Origin of the sequence: Frankia sp. Allo2 (assembly GCF_000733325.1) — a bacterium.
GTDB lineage: Bacteria > Actinomycetota > Actinomycetes > Frankiales > Frankiaceae > Frankia > Frankia casuarinae.
On the sequence record NZ_JPHT01000009.1, the window covers coordinates 35118 to 54203 of the forward strand.

Genomic DNA, 19086 nt, shown 5'->3' on the forward strand with positions numbered 1-19086 from the left:
CGCGGAAGCTCAGCGCGCATCCCCCGGCAAGGTCGCCAAACCTCCGGGCCCTTCCGGATCCCGGGCCCTTCCGGATCTACGAACCAGATCCGGAAGGGCCGGCATCGGCAGGAAGGCCCGGCACCGACAGGACAGGCAAAACGGTCAGGGCAGCAGCACGGCCGCGCCGGTGACCCGGTCGGCGGCGAGGTCGGCGAGGGCCCGGTCGGCCGCGGACAGCGGGTAGGGCGACACGGTCACCGCGAGCCGGTGCTCGGCGGCGATCGCCAGGAACTCCTCACCGTCGGCGCGAGTGTTGGCGGTCGTGCTGCGTACGGACCGTTCCTGGAACAGATGGTCGGAGTAAACGAGCGGCGGGATGTCGCTGAGGTGGATGCCCGCGATGGACAGCGTGCCGCCACGGTCGAGCGCGGCGAGCGCCACCGGCACCAGGTCACCCACCGGGGCGAAGAGCACGGCCGCGTCCAGCGGCTCGGGCGGTGCGGCATACGCCTCGCCCGCCGAGGCGGCGCCGAGTTCCAGAGCAAGCTCGCGGGCCCGCGCCGAGCGCGTCATCACGTGGACGGTGGCGCCCTGTGCGATCGCCACCTGGGCGGCGAGATGGGCGGACGCGCCGAACCCGTAGATGCCGAGCCTCCCGCCGGGCGGCAGCTCCGCCCGGCGCAGCGCCCGGTAGCCGACGATGCCGGCGCACAGCAGCGGGGCAAGCTCCGCATCGCTGTAGCCGTCGGGCAGNCGGTAGGCATAGTCGGCGCGCACGCAGGCGTACTCGGCGTATCCGCCGTCGACATCCCATCCGGTGTAGGTCGAGGCCGGGCAGAGGTTCTCCGCTCCGCGCCGACAGTACCCGCAGGTCCCGTCGGTCGAGGCCAGCCAGGCGATGCCCAGCCGGTCCCCGGTGCGCACGCCGCTCACCCCCTCGCCAACCGCGTCGACCCGTCCGACGACCTCATGTCCGGGCACGGTGCGCGGTCGGTGCGGCGGGAGATCACCCTCGGCGAGGNGCAGATCGGTACGGCAGACTCCGCAGGCGTCGACGTGGACCCGAACCTGGCCCGGCCCTGGCCGGGGCACGGGCAGCTCGGCCGGGCGCAGCGGGCGGGTGCTCATCGGCCCGGGAGCGACTACTTGCCAGGCACGCATCCGCTCGGGTAGCTCAGATGTTGACGCCATGATCACGAGCCAGACCACCAAGGTCATTGTGGCCCTGGCCGACGGCGCGGAACTTCCAGTCGGCGCCGTTGCGGTAGACCTCACCGAAGATGACGACGGTTTCGGTGGAGTAGTCCTCGGACAAATCGTAGCGGACCAGCTCGTTTCCGCCCTGGTCGACCACGCGGATGTAGGCGTTGCGCACCTGGCCGAAGTTCTGGTTCCGGTTCACCGCGTCGTAGATGGAAACCGGAACGATAATCCGGTCAATGTCGACTGGAACCAGTGCAAGGTTGATGATAACGGACTCGTCGTCCCCCTCTCCCTGTCCGGTCAGGTTGTCACCGGTGAGCGTGATCGCCCCCTCGGGGGACGCGAGGTTGTTGAAGAAGACGAAGTAGCCGTCGTTGAGGACCTTGCCGTCCGCCCGGACGCCGATGGCAGAGGCGTCCAGGTCGAAATCGGTCCCGGTGGTCGTGCGGGCGTCCCATCCGAGCCCGACGTTCAACGCGGTGAGCTGGGGGGTGCCGGCCTCGGCGGCCTGCTTCGTGAGGCTGACGTTGCCGCCCTTGGCAAGGCTGACTGCCATTGAGGATCGTCCTTCCTGAGCTGGTCCTCGGCGTCGGGGACCATCGCGTGGACCGCGTGCGTCGCAGTCGGTCATACGGGTGAGCCGGTCGTACGGGTGAGTCGGTCATACGGGTGAGCCGGTCGTGCGGATGTCATCACCCTGGCACACCGGAAGGAATACGCCCAGCACCCCGTCGCCGGGGCGACATCGTCCCGGCGGCGGAAAAGGGACACCGGACCAGATCCGGGCAAGGCCGCCGAGCAAGGGCGACGGGCGGCCGCGCTCGGTCAGCGGCCGCGCTCGGTAACCTGGCTGCCATGGCGCTCTTGGTCGCGAAGTTCGGTGGGTCCTCCGTTGCCGACGCGGACCGCATCAAACGAGTCGCTGAGCGAATCGTGGAGAACCGGCGGGCCGGCAACGACGTCGTCGTGGTGGTCAGCGCGATGGGTGACACCACCGACGAACTTCTCGATCTGGCCGAACAGGTCTCGCCGCTTCCGCCCGCCCGGGAGCTCGACATGCTGCTCACCGCCGGTGAGCGAATCTCGATGGCGCTGCTGGCCATGGCGATCACCACCCTCGGCGCCGAAGCCCGCTCGTTCACCGGCTCCCAGGCCGGAGTCATCACCGACTCGGTGCACGGCAAGGCGCGCATCATCGACGTTACCCCCGGGCGGATCCGCGCCGCCCTGGACTCCGGCGCCATCGCGATCGTCGCGGGCTTCCAGGGTGTGAGCCAGGACACGAAGGACATCACCACGCTCGGTCGAGGCGGCTCGGACACGACCGCGGTGGCGCTCGCTGCCGCGCTGGGAGCGGACGCCTGCGAGATCTACACCGATGTAGACGGCGTGTTCACCGCCGACCCGCGCATCGTCCCCGACGCCCGCCGCATCGACACGATCTCTTATGAGGAGATGCTGGAGATGGCGGCGTGCGGCGCGAAGGTCCTCATGCTGAGGTGCGTCGAGTACGCCCGCCGTTACAGCGTCCCCGTGCATGTCCGATCGTCCTTCTCTGCGAAGCCGGGCACGTGGGTCACCGAGATTCCGGAGGAACAGCTCGTGGAACAGGCCATCATCCGTGGGGTCGCGCACGACCTCAGCGAGGCGAAGGTGACGGTCGTCGGATGCCCGGACAAGCCCGGGGTGGCGGCGGCGGTGTTCCGGGCCGTGGCGGACACCGACGTCAACCTGGACATGATCGTTCAGGTCGGCTCGGTCGCCGGGTCGGGGCGGACGGATATCTCGTTCACCCTGCCCAAGGCGGATGGACGTACCGCGCTCACCGCGCTCACGAAGGTCCAAAGCGAGATCGGCTTCGAGCGCACCCTCTACGACGACCACATCGGCAAGCTGTCGCTGATCGGCGCGGGGATGAAGTCGCACCCGGGGGTGTCCGCCCGGTTCTTCGGCTCCCTCGCCGACGCGGGGGTCAACGTCGAGATCATCTCCACCTCTGAGATTCGCATCTCAGTAGTGGTGCGCGACACCGACCTCCCGCTCGCCGTGCGGGCCGTGCACGGCGCCTTCGACCTGGGTGACCCGAACGGCGGGGCGATCGTGTACGCGGGAACCGGACGATGACGTTGGCGACGTCGTGGGTCCTCGAGACGGCGGCACACCGCGGCAGCTGGACACGCCGCGGCAGCTGGACACGCCGCGGCGGCACAGTGGCGAATCAGGAGGATGGATCGTGACGAGCAACGAGGCGGGCCGGCGACCGACGCTCGCAGTGGTGGGGGCGACCGGCGCGGTCGGCACGGTGATGCTGTCGCTGCTCGACGAACGCCCCGGCATCTGGGGAGAGATCCGGCCGATCGCCTCGGCCCGATCCGCGGGACGGACGGTACGGGTGCGCGGCGCGGACGTCGTCGTCCAGGCCCTGGCACCGGAGGTCTTCGACGGCGTGGACGTGGCCGTGTTCGACGTTCCCGACGAGGTCTCCGCCCGGTGGGCACCGGTAGCGGCGGCCCACGGCGCGGTCGCGGTCGACAACTCCGGCGCGTTCCGGATGGACGCCGACGTGCCGCTGGTCGTGCCGGAGGTGAACGCCGACCAGATCCCCACGCGGCCGCGGGGCATCATCGCGAACCCGAACTGCACCACCCTGNCGATGATCGTTGCGGTCGGCGCTCTGCACCGGGCGTTTGGGCTGGAGTCGATGTTCGCGGCCTCCTACCAGGCCGCGAGCGGCGCCGGGCAGGCCGGCATCGACGCCCTCTACGACCAGCTCACCGTCGTCGGTGGCACCCGCGAGCTGGGGCGGACCGCCGGTGACGTGCGTAAGGCCATCGGTGAGGACGGCCTCGGCCCCTTCCCGGCGCCGCTGGCGCTCAACGTCGTGCCCTGGGCCGGTTCACTGAAGGACGGCGGCTGGTCCTCGGAAGAGTTCAAGGTCCGCAACGAGTCCCGCAAGATCCTGGGTATCCCGGATCTGCGGGTGTCGGCTACCTGTGTGCGGGTGCCGGTCATCACCACGCACGCGGTCGCGGTGCACGCCCGCTTCACCCGGCCGGTGACCGCGGACGAGGCGCGCACGGTGCTGCTGAACGCTCCCGGCGTCGCCGTCGTCGACGATCCGTCAGCCGGCGAGTTCCCGACCCCGGCCGACGTCGTCGGAACGGACCCGACCTGGGTCGGCCGAATCCGGCAGTCGCCGGACGACCCGCACGAGGTCGCGCTGTTCCTCTGCGGGGACAACCTGCGCAAGGGCGCCGCGTTGAACACCCTGCAGATCGCCGAACTTCTCGTGCAGGATTGGCTGTACCTTTAATCAGGCGTTAAGCTTTTGGCCGCGAACCACGCCATCCGGGAACCGATGAACGCCCCGCGCTTTCCGGCCCGAGAAAACGATCGAGATCAGCCGGAAAAAACATACCTTCCACCGAACTGTCGGATATCGAACTGATCGAGAAGTCGAGAAGCGGTCAGCCCGCCCCAGGAGGACCCTTGGGCGGGCTGACCGTTGAAGTCTCTCGTGGCTCAGACGACGCGGACGGCGTCGGCCTGCGGACCCTTCTGACCCTGGGTCACCTGGAACTCGACCCGCTGGCCCTCCTCAAGTGCCTTGTAACCGTCCATCTGAATCGCGCTGTAGTGAACGAAGACGTCGGAACCGCCGCCGTCCACGGAGATGAAGCCGAAGCCCTTCTCCGAGTTGAACCACTTCACCGTGCCCTGAGCCACGTGCCGTTCTCCCTGCTGGTGCAGTCAGGACCCGCACCGCGCGGGCCCCGGGCCGAACATCAGGAAGCTGCAAGAGCCCCTGACGTTGTTCCGCCGCGCCTCGGTTGAGACGCGAACCGCCGAACTCCGGCCAGGGACGACGCTACACGGACGGAGGCCTTCGCGGGAGTCCTCCGGGCAAGGAAGTCCACTTCATACCCCGGTCACAGAACAACGCAGCAGGTCCGGCCGCCGGCAGCTCCACCCGTCCCGTCCCGCAATCCGTCGAGCTGACAGGGATTTCCCGAGCGCGCCGACCCGTGGCGGATGGTCGTGCGCCCGATGGCCCGGATGTGGCGCACGAATGGGTGACGCGGAGGAGGTAATCGGTCAGACCACGGCAGAGCCCACCCGGCACGGCCTCAGGTCAGCGGATCCAGCGACGGTGCCGGGCTGCCGAGATCGCGGGCCACGCATCGAAGAAGTCTCGTTCCGCCATGCGTGCCCGGCACTCCTCCAGGCCCAGCAGGACACCCAGAGTAAACGCGGTGGGGGCGCCCTGGGCCTGCGCTGCCGTCCCCCAGTCCCCCAGCAGCCTGCGCGCGATGGTGGCGTCCTGATGGGTTCCGAGCAGCTCCTGCGCGATCTGGGCCTGCTCGACCAGCCGCGCCGCGTCATTCCCGTACAGCGGTGCGACGGCTTCCGCCGCGTACCGTAACCGCTTGGCCTGCTTGCGGGCGGAATGCAGCAGTTCGTCCCGTTCCGAGCCGGCCTTCAGGGCGCTCGCGGCACGGACCTTCTTCGCCAGCTTCCGGTCGGCGCCGAGCAGCAGATCGGGGAGGGCCTTGCCGGCCGGACGGGCCGCCGCGGGGGTGAGCGGGCCCCGCAGTAGGGTGAGCAGGTTGGAGACGAGCGCGAAGTACCGGTCACTGCGCAACATGGCCAACGCCTCCGCCCGGCCGTTGGCCGTGCCGGCGCCGAGGTGCGCGGTGACCGTCTTGCGCACGGGCCCCGCGACCAGCTCGGTGGGCAGCTCCGCCAGGCGGGTCTCGAAATAGGCGGCCTGGACCTCGGCGTCGCGGGCGCCGGAGAGCGCGCCGGCGAGGTCCCGCAGCTCGCCGTCCAGGAAGAGCGCTCTCTCGGGCGGGAACAGCGGCGCGAACGTCCGCAGGGTGCTGCGGGCCCGACGGCAGGCGACGCGCATCTTGTGGACCGCCTCGGGCTCGTCGAGCCGCACCCGCGGATCGGCCGCGAGCAGGGCACGTGCCTGTTCGATCAGGTAGGCCCGTACCACCTCGCCCGCCGGCGTCCCGCGTCGTGGCTTGCGCGGCGGCGAAGGAACGTCCGGCCCGGGGCCGGCGGCCAGCGCCTCACCCAGGACCCGCGCGAGCTTCGAGGAGTCCGCCGCCGGGGTGGCGCCCGCGGCCGTGAGCAGACCGGCGNCCTCGTCGAGCNCCTCGGGCCCGCCGTTGACGAGTTCGACCTCGATCTCCCGCCAGCTGCTCAGTACCGTCGTCTCCCCCAGGGTCTGCGCGGAGACCTGGTCATCGACGACCTCGGCCAGGTCGACTCCGACCGTGTCCCGCAGTCGGCGCGCTGTCCGCAGTGTCCGCAGCCTGGCGACCGGCCGCGGCTCGGCGCCGCGCAGATGGACCGACACCAGATCGACGAACTCCGCGGGAGGGCTGTACCGCGGGCCCTCCGCCCCCACGCCCACGCCCACGCCCGCGTCGAGCGGGAGCTGGAGCTCGTCCCGCTCCCCCACCCGGACGGGCAGCTTGAGGTGCCATCCGGCGTCCGCCCCACCGGTCCGACGCCGTATCGTGATCTTGTTACGGGCCAATCGGAGATCGTCGCTGTCGTAGTAGACGGCCTCCAGGCTGACGGTCTTGCGGGTGCGCGCGGTGGCGACGCCCGCAACCTCCCCCAACTTCGGGAGCACAAAGGTCGGTTCGACCGAGAACTTGCGCTCGATCTCGCGGATTCCGTTGACCATCGGTCCTCCCCGACCAGCCGTACCGCGGCAGGCACTCGACGGCTATGCCTTCCGGCGCCCCATGGCCTTCCGGCGCCCCGAACCCGCCGACGTTGACGTCCTCGAACGATCCACCGCCTCCGCGATACACCGTTGAGATACGCATCGTATGCCCATCAGACGATCTCTATTTCCCCACCCGTAACCTTAGCGCGGCGCCGGGATCCAGGAGATCTTTCCGACCAACGCTACGTATCCGACGAACGCGACGGTGTCGATGAGTGCGTGGGCGATGACGAGCGGCAGCACCCGGCCGGTCCGCTGGAACATCCGGCCGAACAGCAGGCCCATCGCGAGGTTACCGGTGAACCCACCGAGCCCCTGGTAGAGGTGATAGGAACCGCGGAGCAGGGCGCTGGCCGCCAGCGCCCGGTTGGCCGCGACACCAAGTTCACGCAGCCGCACCAGCAGGTACCCGGTGACGATGACCTCCTCGGCGAGGCCGTTCTGCGCCGCGCTGAGGACCAGGACCGGTACACGCCACCACACGTCCGGCAGGCCCGAGGGCGCGACGGTGAGGTTCGCCCCGCTGTGCCACGCCAGCAGGTAGAGGCCCAGGCCGAGCCCGCCGACCCCGGCCGCGATCGCCGCTCCCCGGCCGGCGTCGCGACCGGTGTGCCGACCGTCCAGGCCGATCGCCCGCGGTCCGCCTCCGTGCCTCGTCAGCAGGTATACGGCGAGCAGCGCTGGCACCAGCCCGGTGACCAGGTCGGCGAGTTGGAGCGCAAGGTCGAGCCAAGGCCGTCCCGGCGCCGCCGAGGTGTTCAGCCGGGCCACCTGGGAACGGACGGGGCCCGGCCGGGTCAGCACCCCGACGTAGCGGATGACCGCGAACAGCGCCGAGGTGGCGAAGGAGACCCCGAGCACGAGCCAGACCTCGACGACGAGCTGCCGGCGGGTGAGCGACTCACCCGCGATGACCGGCGCCTGAGCGGGGGCAGAGGTCACGCGATGACCGTAGCCCACCGCCGCGGCGGGCCGGCCCGATCACTGCACCGGCCCGATCACTGCACCGGCCCGATCACTCCGCCGGTTCCGGCCGGGAGAACAGCCGGAACAGCATCATCAGGGACGGCACAAGCACCACCAGACCGCCGGCGATGGCGAACAGCATGGCCCGGATGTTCGTCGTCGGCGCCGCGGCCGTGTCCACCGTGGCCTGCCCGACCACCAGGTCCGGGTACTGGGCCACCGCCCAGCCCCAGAGCATCGCGCCGACGGCGAGACCGGCCGCGATGCGGGCGGCACCGAACTGCTCGCGCCAGAGCGCGACGAGGGCGCCGATCCCGCCGAGGGTGGACAGGGCTACCAGGGGAAGCGAGCGGTCCCTGAACCGGCCGGCGACCTGCGGGGCGTCCGCCCACAGCAGGGGCAGCAGGATCGCGGCGAGTGCACCGCAGAGCACGGCGCCGCCGATGGCCCGCCGGCGGAAGTCGGCCACCAGGTGCGCGGTGGCCGGGGAAGAGGCGGCGTCCCGGCAGAGGTAGACGGCGGCGAGGAAGGCCGTCGCGGCGACCGCGAAGGCCCCGCAGACGAGCCCGAACGGGCTGCGCACCGGCGCGAACGGGTCGTCGGTCGACAGATCACCGCTGGCCAGAGCCGCACCGGCCACCCCGAGCGCGAACGGGGCGATCGTCGAGGAGACCGCGAAGACGTGCCCCCACCAGTGGTCGGGACCGGCCCCACCCGCCCCGTAGGACCGGTACACGTACGCGGCGCCACGCAGCACGATGCCGACGAGGGCCACGGACAGCGGCACCTCCAGAGAGGAGCCGATCACCCCGTAGGCCTCGGGAAACCCGCTGAACATCGCCACCACGATGAAGATCAGCCAGACATGGTTGGCCTCCCACACCGGGCCGAGTGACGCCGAGATCAGTTTCCGCTGGTCGCCGGCGTGCCGTCCGCGTGCCAGTAGGTCCCACACCCCGCCACCAAAGTCCGCGCCACCGAGCAGCGCGTAGGCGGTGAGCCCTACCACCATGATGATCAGAAGGAGGTCAGCGCTGGTCATCAGTCTTCTCCCCGCCCGCCGAAACCGGTGGTGCCGTCGGATCCCGTTCCCGTTGTCTCACCCGGGTGCGCCGAACCGCGGGATCCCTCGGGACCGCCGCCGGTGCGCCGCCTGCCGGCCACCGGCGGTTCGACCGGCAGTTCGACCGGCAGTTCGACCGGCGGTTCAACCGCCGGTTCAACCGCCGCCGGTTCAACCGCCGCCGGTTCGGGTCGCGGCTTCGGGATGGATGGCGAATCGGAATCGGTTGTCCGTCCGGGCCTGGCCGGGCTCGCCTGCCCCGCGCCGTGGACGGCCGTGCGGTGGACGCCCGCGGCGGGCCGCCCGGACCGGATCTCCGCGACGGCCGGGCCGCCGGTGGCCATCCGGCGCAGGATGAGGATCAGCGCACCCGCGAGCCCCAGGTACAAGACCAGGGAGCCGGCGAACATCGGCGCGACCCCGTCGGCGCCCGTCACCGCGTCGTGAACCCGCATGTGACCGCCCACGATCCACGGTTGACGACCACCCTCGGTGACCTCCCAGCCGGCCATCATCGACAGCGCGGACGCCGGTCCCGTGGCCGCCGCGGCGAACAGCCACGGCCGTCCGGTGGGCAGCAGCGTCTTCTCGCCGCGACGGCGCCGGCGGACGACGGCGGCACCAGTCAGAGCGGACAGTCCGATCAGCGCGGAACCGAACCCGACCATCGTCGCGAACGACCCGTGCACCAGCAGGCCGTTCGGGCGCTCGTCCGGCGGCGCGGCGTCCAGACCGGTGATCACGTGATCTGTACTGAATCCCTCCATCAGCGAGAGCAGACCGGGGATCTCCAGCCCGTAGCGGACCTCGCCGCTCTTGTCGTCGTAGAACCCGCCGAGGGTCAGCGGCGCGTGCGACCTGGTGTGGTAAAGCCCTTCCATCGCGGCCAGCTTGAACGGCTGGTTGGCCCCGGCGATCCGGGCCGCCCAGTCCCCCACGATCAGCTGAAGCGGCGCACAGACCAGCACCACCGCCAGGCCGATCCGCAGCCCGCGCTGGTGGTAGGCGTCCCGGCGACCGCGCAGCATGCCGACCGCGTAAATGCTGGAGACGGCCCCGCCGGTGCACATCAGCGCGGCCAGCAGCATGTGGACCACCTGGGGCGGAGTCCCCGGGCTCAGAAAGGGCGCGAACGGCTCGGCGGCGACGACCTTGCCGTTCACCTCGGTGATCCCCCGTGGCACGTTCATCCAGGCGTTCACCGTGATGATGAACAACGTCGACAGGGTGCCGGAGATCGCGATCGGCCATAGCGTGAGCCAGTGCGCGCGCGGCGACAAGCGCTTCCAGCCGTACAGGTACATCCCGACAAAGATCGCCTCGGTGAAGAACGCGAAGCCCTCCAGGGAGAACGACAGTCCGAGCGCACTGCCGTACTTCGACATGAACGCGGGCCAGAGCAGGCCGAACTCGAACGAGAGCACCGTTCCCGAGACGGCCCCGACCGCGAACAGCACGGCGAATGCCCGCGACCACTTCTTCGTGAGCGCCAGCCAGGTCTCGTCACCGGTCCGCACCCAACGCCCCTCGGTGTAGATCAGCAGCCACGGCATGCCGACCCCGAACACGGCGAAACAGATGTGAAACGCGAGGGAGAACGCTGTCTGGGCGCGGGCAAGGTCGACGGCATCAGCGGCGAGAACCATGCGCACAGCTCCTTCGGTGGGCCGCGAGGGGAAAAATCGGCCGAGAGCCAACCGATCCTCTACGAGGCATAGAGGTTTCTACGGTATGNAGCCAATTCTCCTGGCGACGAGCAAAGCGCAGTGAGCTCGATGACATGGTCAAGACCGACGGCACTACCGACGGCGCTGTCGAGACGTGCGCCACGGTCGACGGCACGGGGCGGGACCGAAAGATACCTCCATTGCGGCCGTCATCCTGTTTGATGGATAGCCCGTTCGGCGGATAGCCCGTTCGGCGGATAGATAGTCCCCTAAGTCATGAAGATGTTTCCTTGTAAAGGAATTCGGGCCGCGTGAACGGCGGCGGATCAGTCAGCCGGCGGGTTCGCACTGGTCCGGAGCCGGGCGCCGATCGGGAGCCGGGAGGCAGATCGGGGGCTGGAAGGCCGGTTCCTCCCCGGTTCCTCCCCGACGGCCGGCACCGTTGCCGCGTGGCTGTGACGCAACAGGCCTCAACGAAGCACCCCGTTCGGTTCCACGAATGTTCTACGCCACGTAGGATTGGCACCATGGCGCGCCTGGGTGACCTCGAACGGTCGGTCATGGACGTGTTGTGGGCGAGCGACGACTGGCTGACCGCCCGCGAGGTCGCCGGCCGTCTCCAGCATGAACGCGATCTCGCGTACACCACCGTGCTGACCGTGCTCGAACGGTTGGAACGGAAGGGATTCGTGCGGCGTCAGCGTTCGGCGCGCGCGCATCGCTACGCGGCCAGCGACAGTCGCGAGGCCGTCGTGGCCGAGGCGATGATGGAGGCGCTCGGCACGGCGGACGATCGTGGTTCCGCCCTGGTCCGCTTCGTGGGGTCGGTGTCCGCGGAGGAGGCCGAGATCCTTCGCCGTGCCCTGGAACCCGTCGGTTCCGGGGCACCCGGCATCTTCGTGCCTGGCGGAGAGGCCCCGCGCGCCGAGGATCCGCAGGCCGAGGATCCGCACACGGAGGTCCGGCACGCCGAGGCCCGGCGCGGTCCGGCGATCGGAGACCCGCCCCGCGACGACCCGGAGCAGATCGTCACGGTAGCCACCGACCCGGATCGAACGGCCCAGATTCCGCCCGACCACCGGTAGCGTTAGCCGGGACATGACGACCGCGGCACTTCTCGCCCTGTTCGCGGGCGTGTTGGCCTGGCCGGTCCCACGCCTGCTGGCCGCCGCGCGCTGGCCCTACCGATGTCCACGGGCGGCGATCGTGCTCTGGCAGGCGGTCGGTCTGGCCGGCGGAGTGTCGGCGCTACTCGCGGCGATCGCGTTCACCGTCTCACCGCTNTCCGGCGACACCCCGACCGCCATCGTCGACCATCTCGACAACATCGCGGCCGGCGCGCCGCTGACGGGCCTGGGCCTGATCAACCTCATCGGCCTCGCTGTGGCGGCGGCCTTGGCCTCCCGGCTGTTCGGGGTGCTCGGCACCTCCAGCGCCGCCACCCTTCGCGAGCGTCACCGACACCGCGACCTGGTCGATCTGGCTGGCCGTCGGCATCGCCGGCATGAGACCTGCGTCCCGCCCGGCCATGCGTCCCATCATTCCGGCACAGCCGCGGACTCTGGTGCGGCCACCGACCCTGGCACAACCGCCGACGGCGGGGGCGCAACCGGCTGCTGCCTGTGCGAACACCGGGACCGGGCCGGCATTCTACTGCGTATCCTCGATCATCCCGTCGCGGTCGCCTACTGCGTGCCGGGGGTGCGGCACGCCCGGGTTGTGGTCTCCCGCGGGCTACTGAACACCCTCGACGCCACCGAACTGGACGCCGTGCTCGCCCACGAGGCGGCCCACGTCGCCGGTCGTCACGACCTCGTCATCCAGCCGTTCGTCGCGTGGGAGCGGACCTTCCCGTTCCTGGACCCGGCCAGGGAGGCGACCGCGGCCGTCTCGCTCCTCGTCGAGATGCTCGCCGACGACGCGGCGGCCCGGCAGACAAGCCGCCGATCGCTCGCGCGGGCCTTGGCCCGGCTGGGCGGGGCAAGGGCACCGGTCCCCGCCGGGGCGCTGGGGATCATCGATTCTCCGGCCGCTGTGCTGCCCGCACTCGGCTCCCACGAGCCTACGGCGGTCGGCGTCCGCGATTCCGGCCCNCCCNGCCCGGGCAACCCAGACGCCGGCGGGCCAGACCCCGGCGATGCGGCGCCCGGCGATGCGGCGCCCGGCCAGACACGACCGGTCGGCGGCGGCCCCCGGCGCGGCACGGCCAATCCGGTCATCTCGCGGATCACCCGGCTCCTCGACCCGCCGGAAGTGCCATGGTGGATGCCGCCGTGCGCCTACTTCGGGGCGATCATCGTGCTCGCCGCGCCCCCGCTTATTCTCCTAGTCGGCTGAGTGGAAGGCGATAATCTCTACTTTTTTTATTGACAAGCGGCGGAATGATATCTACTGTCAGCGTCATGAGCCGGCGCCCGCTTCTGGTCTGCCGTGCACACATTGACTTTCATCGCGTCGCGAGCGCGCTCTGTCACCCTTACCATCGATCCCGCTGATCATCAGGCCCCGTTCCGCCGACTGGCATCCGTCACCGTAAGCCCCCGGCGCCCGGTGACGGCACCTGCCGCCTCGTACCCGAGCCGGCCAACGGCCGCCGACCTGATGTCAGCGAAGGGTGGGCCCCTCCCTCCGGTCCACCGTCCCTGTGGTCAGCCGGGCCCCCGGTCCTGACTTTTCCGTGCGTTCCACCTGCCCTGTGTTTGCACGCCTTGCGCGTGCGCGGCGACGAGAGGCCCCGTCGGCCGCGTGGTCGCATCGCGAGGAGGTTCTCCGTGCCCGTACGCGACAAGGCGCCAGTACGCGACAAGATGTCGGCGCGGGAAACGCTGCCGGCGCAGGGAAGGCCGCGGGCCGCGGCGGGGGTCGTCTCCAGGCTTGGAGCCGGGAGAACCACTGCCGGCGGCCCAGGCAGCCCAGGCGGCTCCGGCGGCTCCGGCGCCCCCAGTGGTTACGGTGCCCCGGGCGGCCCCGCGGGCTCCGCGGCGGCGATCCTGCGGGCGGTCCTCGACCACGGTCCGGTCGCCCGCACCGCCATCGGGAGGGCAACAGGGCTCAGCCCGGCGGCGGTCTCCCGGCAGACAGCCGGGCTGATCTCCCTGGGTCTGCTCCGAGAGCTTCCCGCCTCCTCGCTGGCTCCCCGGGCCGGGCGGCCGCACGTGCCCCTGGACGTGGACACCGACCTTCATCTGGCCTGCGGGGTGCACATCGCCGTCCCGTTCGTCACCTTCAGCCTTGTCGACCTGCGTGGACAGGTGGTGACGCGGGAGCAGTTGCCGCGGGAGGGGGGCCCGGCGGACGTCCTTCGGATGATCGCCCGACATCTGCCCGACTTCCTCGCCCGGCGCGCCCAGGGCAACCGTGTCCTCGGCCTCGGCGTCGTCACCGGCGGCCGGGTCGACCCCGACCTCGGCGTGGTGATCGAACACGAGCCCCTGGACTGGCATGACGTGCCGGTCCGGGAGGTGCTGGCGGCGGCCATGGGCATGCCGGTGCACGTCGACGGGCACGCCCGCGCCCTGGCCCAGGCGGAGATCCTCTTCGGCGACCCGCGCGCCCGGCGCAGCCTGCTGCAGCTGTTCGTCGGCAACGTGGTCGACGCCGCGTTCGCCACCGACGGATCGGTGCACATCGGACCGCATTCCGCTGCGGGCGGCATCGCTCACCTGCGGCTCGCCGACAGCGACGTCCCGTGCCGCTGCGGCCGGTCGGGCTGCGCGCAGGCGGCGCTGTCGGAACGGACCATGCTGCTGCGGGCGACCCAGGACGGGATCATCTCCCGTCCGGACCTGCAGGTGCTGCTGCACGCCGGGCTCGCCGGCGACCCGCGCGCGCTGTCGCTGTTGCGCGCCAGGCTCCGGCTGGTGGGTCGGATGATCAGCCTGCTCGTGGACATGATGGACCCGGAAATCGTCGTTCTCACCGAGGCCGCCGCGCTCTGCCTGCCGGATCTGTTGGTCGACCTGCACGAGGAGATCGCCGCGCACTCACGTGTGTGCACCGATCCCGAGCGGATGGTGCTGCCGAGCAGCTTCGGCATGAACGTGCTGGCCGTCGCGGCGGGAGCGACCGTCCTCGACGCGGTCCACCGCCGCCCGCACAGTCTGCCCGTCCCGCTGCCCGCCCCGATGCCGTCGCGGACACCATCACGGACACCGACAGTCGCCGCAGCCGCCCGCCGGAGGTATTAATTCCACCAGAACACAAAACGTTGACGGCCCGGAAGGGCGAGACCGAAGATTGACCGGTGAGCGACTCCAGGAACGGCGGTACGGGAAGATTTCCCGCAGCCAGCGCTCGTTGTCGCCGATGTTGCCGCCCGGCGTCACGTTCCGCTGTCCGTCGCGACAGAATCCGTAGTCGATCGCAATAGTGCCGATCACGATAGCGCAGGCGTTCCCGGCACTCCCCGAGAACGCGTCCCACCGGTCCGTCACCCGGAATTCCGGCTGCCCTCCCCGCCGTCTTCGCATCTTTTCCCAACCTCTGGAGGAACACAGGATGACAACCACGACCCCTCTTCTGGGACTCGACGTCCGCCCGCTTTCCGGCTATATCGGGGCCGAGATTCACGGAGTGGACCTGCGCGAGGACCTGGACGACGCGACCATCGCCGAGATCCGCTCCACGCTGCACCAGTGGAAGGTTGTCTTCTTCCCCGGCCAGAACATCGACCACGCCCAGCAGGTCGCCTTCGGCCGACGCTTCGGCAAGCTGACCCCGGCCCACCCGCACGAGGACGCGCCGCCGGCGGGCTTCCCGGAGATCCTGCCGATCGACAGCCGGCGGTACGCCAGGTTCTTCGGAACGAAGAAGAAGGTCACCTACGACAATGGCTGGCACACCGACGTCACCGCGCTGGTGAACCCGCCCGCCGCGTCGATCCTGCGGGCCGGCATCGTCCCGCCATACGGCGGCGACACTGCGTGGACCAACCTGGTCGCCGCCTACCAGGAGCTGCCCGAGCAGCTTCGGGACCTGGCCAACGGCCTGCGCGCCCGGCATAGCTTCGGAAACTTCCCCAGCGAGAGCGAGTACGGGCGGAAGGTCGCCGCAAACCCGCTGGTCGCGATCCACCCGGTGGTGCGCGTCCATCCGGAGACCGGCGAGCGGGCGCTGTTCGTCAGCCCGAGCTTCACCTCCAAGGACAGCGAGATCATCGGTTTCTCGCCGAAACAGAGCCGCCGGATCCTCGACCTGTTCTACGAGCAGATCTCCCGGCCCGAGTTCACGGTGCGGTTCAAGTGGAACCCCGGTGACATCGCCTTCTGGGACAACCGCGCGACCTCCCACCTCGGCCCGTCGGACCTGGGCCACCTCGACTTCGACCGGGTGCTGTACCGGGTGACCATCGAGGGCGACATTCCGGTCGGCGTCGACGGCAAGGAATCCGAACTGGTCGCCGGGGAACCGTTCCTCGGCTCCTGATCCGCTGTCCGCCGATATCCGCGGACACCACGAATACCGGAGCCGGCAATCCGCTGACAGCCGCGAGGGCCAAGTCCCTCGCGGCTGTCGGCACCCCGACCAACGATCCACCTCGAACGACAAGCCACCCCGAACGGCCACCGTCTGTCCGCCGGATCACGACCGAACGACCCGATAGGGAGATTTCCGATGCAGCATCGACGACCGCGCGGGCGGCGTCTTTCCCTCCTGGCCGCCGGACTTGCCGCAGCCGTCGCGGTGACCCTGGCCGCCTGTGGGAACGACGGCGGCAGCGGCAGCGCGGGTTCGGCCNCTACGGGTGGCCAGGTGACGCTGCGGATCGGCGACCAGGGCAAGTATTTGGAACTGCCGCTCACGCTCTCCGGCGAGGCGCGGGGCACTTCCTACGGGTTGAGCTGGAACACCTTCGCCGACGGTCCGCACATGAACGCCGCGTTCAGCGCGAGCAAGATCGACGTGGGCTTCATGGGCGATACACCGGTACTGTTCGCGAACGGGGCGCACGCCGGCGTGACCGCGGTCGCTGTCGCGGAGAACCCGGTGAACACCCAGACGATCATCGTCAAGGCCGGCTCCGGGATTCACAAGCCAGCCGACCTCAAGGGCAGGCGCATCGCCCTCACCCTCGGTACCTCCCTGCACGGTTATCTGCTCAACCAGCTCGCGTCCGCCGGTCTGAAGCAGAGCGACATCACCCCGGTGAACGTGCCCATCACGAGCCTCGGAGCGACACTCGCCTCCGGTCGGGTCGACGCCATCGTGTACGCCAAGCAGTACGTCGCCGCGGTCGGCCAGCAGGCTCCCGGTTCCTATGAGATCGAGACCAAGCCGCTCCCGGTCTTCTCGGTCGTGCTGGCATCGAAGAACACCCTCAAGGATCCGGCGAAGCGCACGGCGGTGCAGGACTTCCTGATCCGCCTGTCCCGGGCATCCGCCTGGCCGAAGGCCCATGAGGACGAGTGGATCAAGAAGTACTACGTGGGCCAGCTCAAGCAGAACCCGCAGGCGGCGAGGAAGTACTTCGACTCGCTGCCGCGGGCACTCTACAAGCCGGTCTCCGAAAGCTTCATCGAGAGCCAGCGCGTGCAGGCCCGACTGCTGATCGACGTCGACCAACTGCCGAAGACCCTGAACGTCAACGACGAGATCGACAAGGGTTTCAATGCCGAGCTGACCGCCGCGTTCACCAAGGCCTCGCTGGCCACCTGAACCTCAGGGCACCGGGACGTTCCATCCGAGGGGATGATAAACGTGAACGAACTCATCTTACCCGACGGCGTCATCGCTGACGGCCGGACCGAGGCCGGGCCGCGCNGCTCCGGCGGGCGCCGGTGGATTCCGCCGGAGGTCCGCCGGTTCACCGGTCCCGCGCTGTTGTTCGCCGCCTGGTGGACGGTCACGGGATTCGGCCTCGTCAGCGACCAGTCCTTGGCCTCCCCGGCCGCGGTGTTCGGCGCGGGACGGGAGCTGTGGAACAGCGGCGAGCTGCTGGACAGCCTCGGCATCTCGCTCTACCGGTGCGGGGTCGGCCTGATCCTCGGAGTCACCATCGGGCTGACTCTCGCGGTGATCGCCGGTTTCTTCCGCGCCGGCCAGGACGTCGTCGACTCCGCGATGAACTTCCTACGGACGATCCCCGTCATCGCGTTGCTGCCGCTCATCATCGTATGGATCGGCATCGGCGAGGAAGCAAAAATATTCCTGATTACCGTGGGGGTCTCCTTCCCCATCTATATGAACACCTACTCCGCCATCCGCGGGGTCGACATCAAACTGGTGGAGGCCGGCCAGACCTTCGGCCTCGGCCGGTTCGGGCTCATCCGGCGAGTCATCGTTCCCGGCGCGCTCCCGGGCTTCCTCGTCGGTCTGCGCTGGGCTCTGGGAGTCGCCTGGCTACTGCTGGTCTTCGCCGAGCAGGTCAACACCGACAAGGGCATCGGCTACCTGCTCAACAGCGCGCAGTCCTGGAATCGGACCGACATCATGGTCCTCTGCCTGGTCATCTACGGAATCCTGGGACTCGTCAGCGACGGAATGGTCCGCATCCTGGAAAGGACGCTGCTGTCATGGCGCCGCGGCTTCGACGGAACCTGAGCACCGACACCGACACCAACACCACGGCGGCGGCCACGGCCGTCGCCACCCTGGAGCGCCCGGCCACCGCCGACGCTCAGCACACCGCCGACGCTCAGCACACCGCCGACGCTCAGCACACCGCCGACGCTCAGCACACCGCCGACGCTCAGCACACCGCCGAAACCGCCGAAACCCGCGGTGCCGACGGCGCCGCCATCCGGATCCGCGGCCTGCGTCGCACCTTCGGGAATCACACGGTCCTCGACGGCCTCGACCTCACGGTCGCCTCCGGGGAGTTCGTCGCCCTGCTGGGCCGCAGCGGGTCAGGGAAGAGCACGCTGATCCGCATCCTCGGCGGCTTCGACGGCGGCATCTCCGGCGAGGTTCTGGCCACCCGGCAGCGTTCGGTCGTCTTCCAGGAGGCCCGGCTGCTTCCATGGACGCGGACCCTGGCCAACGTGACGATCGGTCTGTCCGGCCGCGACGTCGCCGAACGCGGACGGGTGGCGCTCGCAGAGGTCGGGCTGGCCGGGCGGGAACGGTCCTGGCCGGTGGCGCTGTCCGGTGGTGAGGCACAGCGGGTCGCGCTCGCCCGGGCGCTGGTTCGGGAGCCGGACCTTGTCATGCTCGACGAACCGTTCGGGGCCCTCGACGCCCTGACCCGGATCAGGATGCACGCCCTGCTCCAGCAGCTGTGCCGTCGCCACCGGCCGGCGGTACTGTTCGTCACGCACGACGTTGACGAGGCGATCCTGCTCGCGGAGCGGGTGCTTGTCCTCACCGAGGGACGGCTCTCCCTCGACGTTCCAGTCGATGTGGCGTCCCCTCGGCGACGGACCGACCCCGCCTTCGACCGGCTGCGTTCCACGCTGCTGGCCGAGCTCGGCGTCGACGAACTCGCCGAAGGCGATCATTGACCTGCCGCCGCCTCGCGGACG

General features: G+C 70.0%; 16 protein-coding genes. 9 read left to right on the forward strand and 7 right to left on the reverse strand.

Going from position 1 to position 19086, the window contains the following annotated elements; genetic code table 11:
* Positions 1–144: 144 nt before the first annotated feature.
* Positions 145–1143: a zinc-dependent alcohol dehydrogenase family protein gene (locus ALLO2_RS08765; RefSeq protein WP_084588382.1), complete on the reverse strand. Its 999-nt coding sequence runs from the start codon at positions 1141–1143 to the stop codon at positions 145–147.
* 13 nt (positions 1144–1156) lie between these two features.
* Positions 1157–1741 (reverse strand): TerD family protein, encoded by a 585-nt coding sequence (locus ALLO2_RS08770; RefSeq protein ID WP_011434730.1) that lies wholly within the window; start codon positions 1739–1741, stop codon positions 1157–1159.
* A 299-nt stretch (positions 1742–2040) separates the two neighbouring features.
* On the opposite strand from ALLO2_RS08770, the gene ALLO2_RS08775 reads away from it, so the two are divergent.
* Positions 2041–3309 carry an aspartate kinase gene (locus ALLO2_RS08775; protein WP_011434729.1) on the forward strand — a complete coding sequence of 423 codons (1269 nt, stop codon included), beginning with the start codon at positions 2041–2043 and terminating at the stop codon, positions 3307–3309.
* Positions 3310–3418: 109 nt separating this feature from the next.
* Positions 3419–4498 carry an aspartate-semialdehyde dehydrogenase gene (locus ALLO2_RS08780; RefSeq protein ID WP_035731185.1) on the forward strand — a complete coding sequence of 360 codons (1080 nt, stop codon included), beginning with the start codon at positions 3419–3421 and terminating at the stop codon, positions 4496–4498.
* Between the two features lie 209 nt (positions 4499–4707).
* On the opposite strand, the gene ALLO2_RS08785 is transcribed toward ALLO2_RS08780, so the two are convergent.
* The 5 genes from ALLO2_RS08785 to ALLO2_RS08805 form a co-directional block, all read right to left on the reverse strand.
* On the reverse strand, positions 4708–4911 hold the full coding sequence (locus ALLO2_RS08785) for a cold-shock protein (protein ID WP_009740954.1): 204 nt from the start codon (positions 4909–4911) through the stop codon (positions 4708–4710).
* Positions 4912–5317: 406 nt separating this feature from the next.
* Positions 5318–6886, reverse strand: coding sequence for a CYTH and CHAD domain-containing protein (locus tag ALLO2_RS08790; protein ID WP_035731087.1), 1569 nt, complete (start codon positions 6884–6886; stop codon positions 5318–5320).
* Positions 6887–7072: 186 nt separating this feature from the next.
* Complete coding sequence (locus ALLO2_RS08795) at positions 7073–7873, reverse strand: CPBP family intramembrane glutamic endopeptidase (RefSeq protein WP_232234979.1); 801 nt, start codon at positions 7871–7873, stop codon at positions 7073–7075.
* A 73-nt stretch (positions 7874–7946) separates the two neighbouring features.
* Positions 7947–8939 (reverse strand): cytochrome d ubiquinol oxidase subunit II, encoded by a 993-nt coding sequence (locus tag ALLO2_RS08800; protein WP_011434725.1) that lies wholly within the window; start codon positions 8937–8939, stop codon positions 7947–7949.
* A complete protein-coding gene (locus ALLO2_RS08805) occupies positions 8939–10606 on the reverse strand; it encodes a cytochrome ubiquinol oxidase subunit I (protein ID WP_023840126.1) in 1668 nt (555 codons plus the stop codon). Before ALLO2_RS08805 ends, ALLO2_RS08800 begins: the two co-directional genes overlap by 1 nt.
* 548 nt (positions 10607–11154) lie before the next feature.
* On the opposite strand from ALLO2_RS08805, the gene ALLO2_RS08810 reads away from it, so the two are divergent.
* From ALLO2_RS08810 to ALLO2_RS08840, 7 genes are all read left to right on the forward strand, one after another.
* Positions 11155–11712 carry a BlaI/MecI/CopY family transcriptional regulator gene (locus tag ALLO2_RS08810; protein ID WP_023840127.1) on the forward strand — a complete coding sequence of 186 codons (558 nt, stop codon included), beginning with the start codon at positions 11155–11157 and terminating at the stop codon, positions 11710–11712.
* A gap of 13 nt (positions 11713–11725) precedes the next feature.
* On the forward strand, positions 11726–12964 hold the full coding sequence (locus tag ALLO2_RS08815; protein ID WP_035731089.1) for a M56 family metallopeptidase: 1239 nt from the start codon (positions 11726–11728) through the stop codon (positions 12962–12964).
* Positions 12965–13434: 470 nt separating this feature from the next.
* On the forward strand, positions 13435–14814 hold the full coding sequence (locus tag ALLO2_RS08820; RefSeq protein ID WP_035731187.1) for an ROK family transcriptional regulator: 1380 nt from the start codon (positions 13435–13437) through the stop codon (positions 14812–14814).
* 310 nt (positions 14815–15124) lie between these two features.
* The gene (locus tag ALLO2_RS08825) at positions 15125–16051 is read left to right on the forward strand and encodes a TauD/TfdA family dioxygenase (RefSeq protein WP_011434720.1); all 927 of its coding nucleotides are present in this window, start codon (positions 15125–15127) and stop codon (positions 16049–16051) included.
* Between the two features lie 189 nt (positions 16052–16240).
* Positions 16241–17281, forward strand: coding sequence for an ABC transporter substrate-binding protein (locus tag ALLO2_RS08830; RefSeq protein ID WP_035731091.1), 1041 nt, complete (start codon positions 16241–16243; stop codon positions 17279–17281).
* A 42-nt stretch (positions 17282–17323) separates the two neighbouring features.
* A complete protein-coding gene (locus ALLO2_RS08835; protein ID WP_035731189.1) occupies positions 17324–18166 on the forward strand; it encodes an ABC transporter permease in 843 nt (280 codons plus the stop codon).
* Positions 18139–19065 (forward strand): ABC transporter ATP-binding protein, encoded by a 927-nt coding sequence (locus ALLO2_RS08840; RefSeq protein ID WP_023840131.1) that lies wholly within the window; start codon positions 18139–18141, stop codon positions 19063–19065. Before ALLO2_RS08835 ends, ALLO2_RS08840 begins: the two co-directional genes overlap by 28 nt.
* Positions 19066–19086: the final 21 nt, after the last annotated feature.

Coding starts and splice junctions, on each gene's coding strand:
- ALLO2_RS08770 (WP_011434730.1), bottom strand. CDS start 1,741: ATGGCAGTCAGCCTTGCCAAGGGCGGCAACGTCAGCCTCACGAAGCAG.
- ALLO2_RS08775 (WP_011434729.1), top strand. CDS start 2,041: ATGGCGCTCTTGGTCGCGAAGTTCGGTGGGTCCTCCGTTGCCGACGCG.
- ALLO2_RS08800 (WP_011434725.1), bottom strand. CDS start 8,939: ATGACCAGCGCTGACCTCCTTCTGATCATCATGGTGGTAGGGCTCACC.
- ALLO2_RS08805 (WP_023840126.1), bottom strand. CDS start 10,606: ATGGTTCTCGCCGCTGATGCCGTCGACCTTGCCCGCGCCCAGACAGCG.
- ALLO2_RS08810 (WP_023840127.1), top strand. CDS start 11,155: ATGGCGCGCCTGGGTGACCTCGAACGGTCGGTCATGGACGTGTTGTGG.
- ALLO2_RS08820 (WP_035731187.1), top strand. CDS start 13,435: ATGTCGGCGCGGGAAACGCTGCCGGCGCAGGGAAGGCCGCGGGCCGCG.
- ALLO2_RS08825 (WP_011434720.1), top strand. CDS start 15,125: ATGACAACCACGACCCCTCTTCTGGGACTCGACGTCCGCCCGCTTTCC.
- ALLO2_RS08840 (WP_023840131.1), top strand. CDS start 18,139: ATGGCGCCGCGGCTTCGACGGAACCTGAGCACCGACACCGACACCAAC.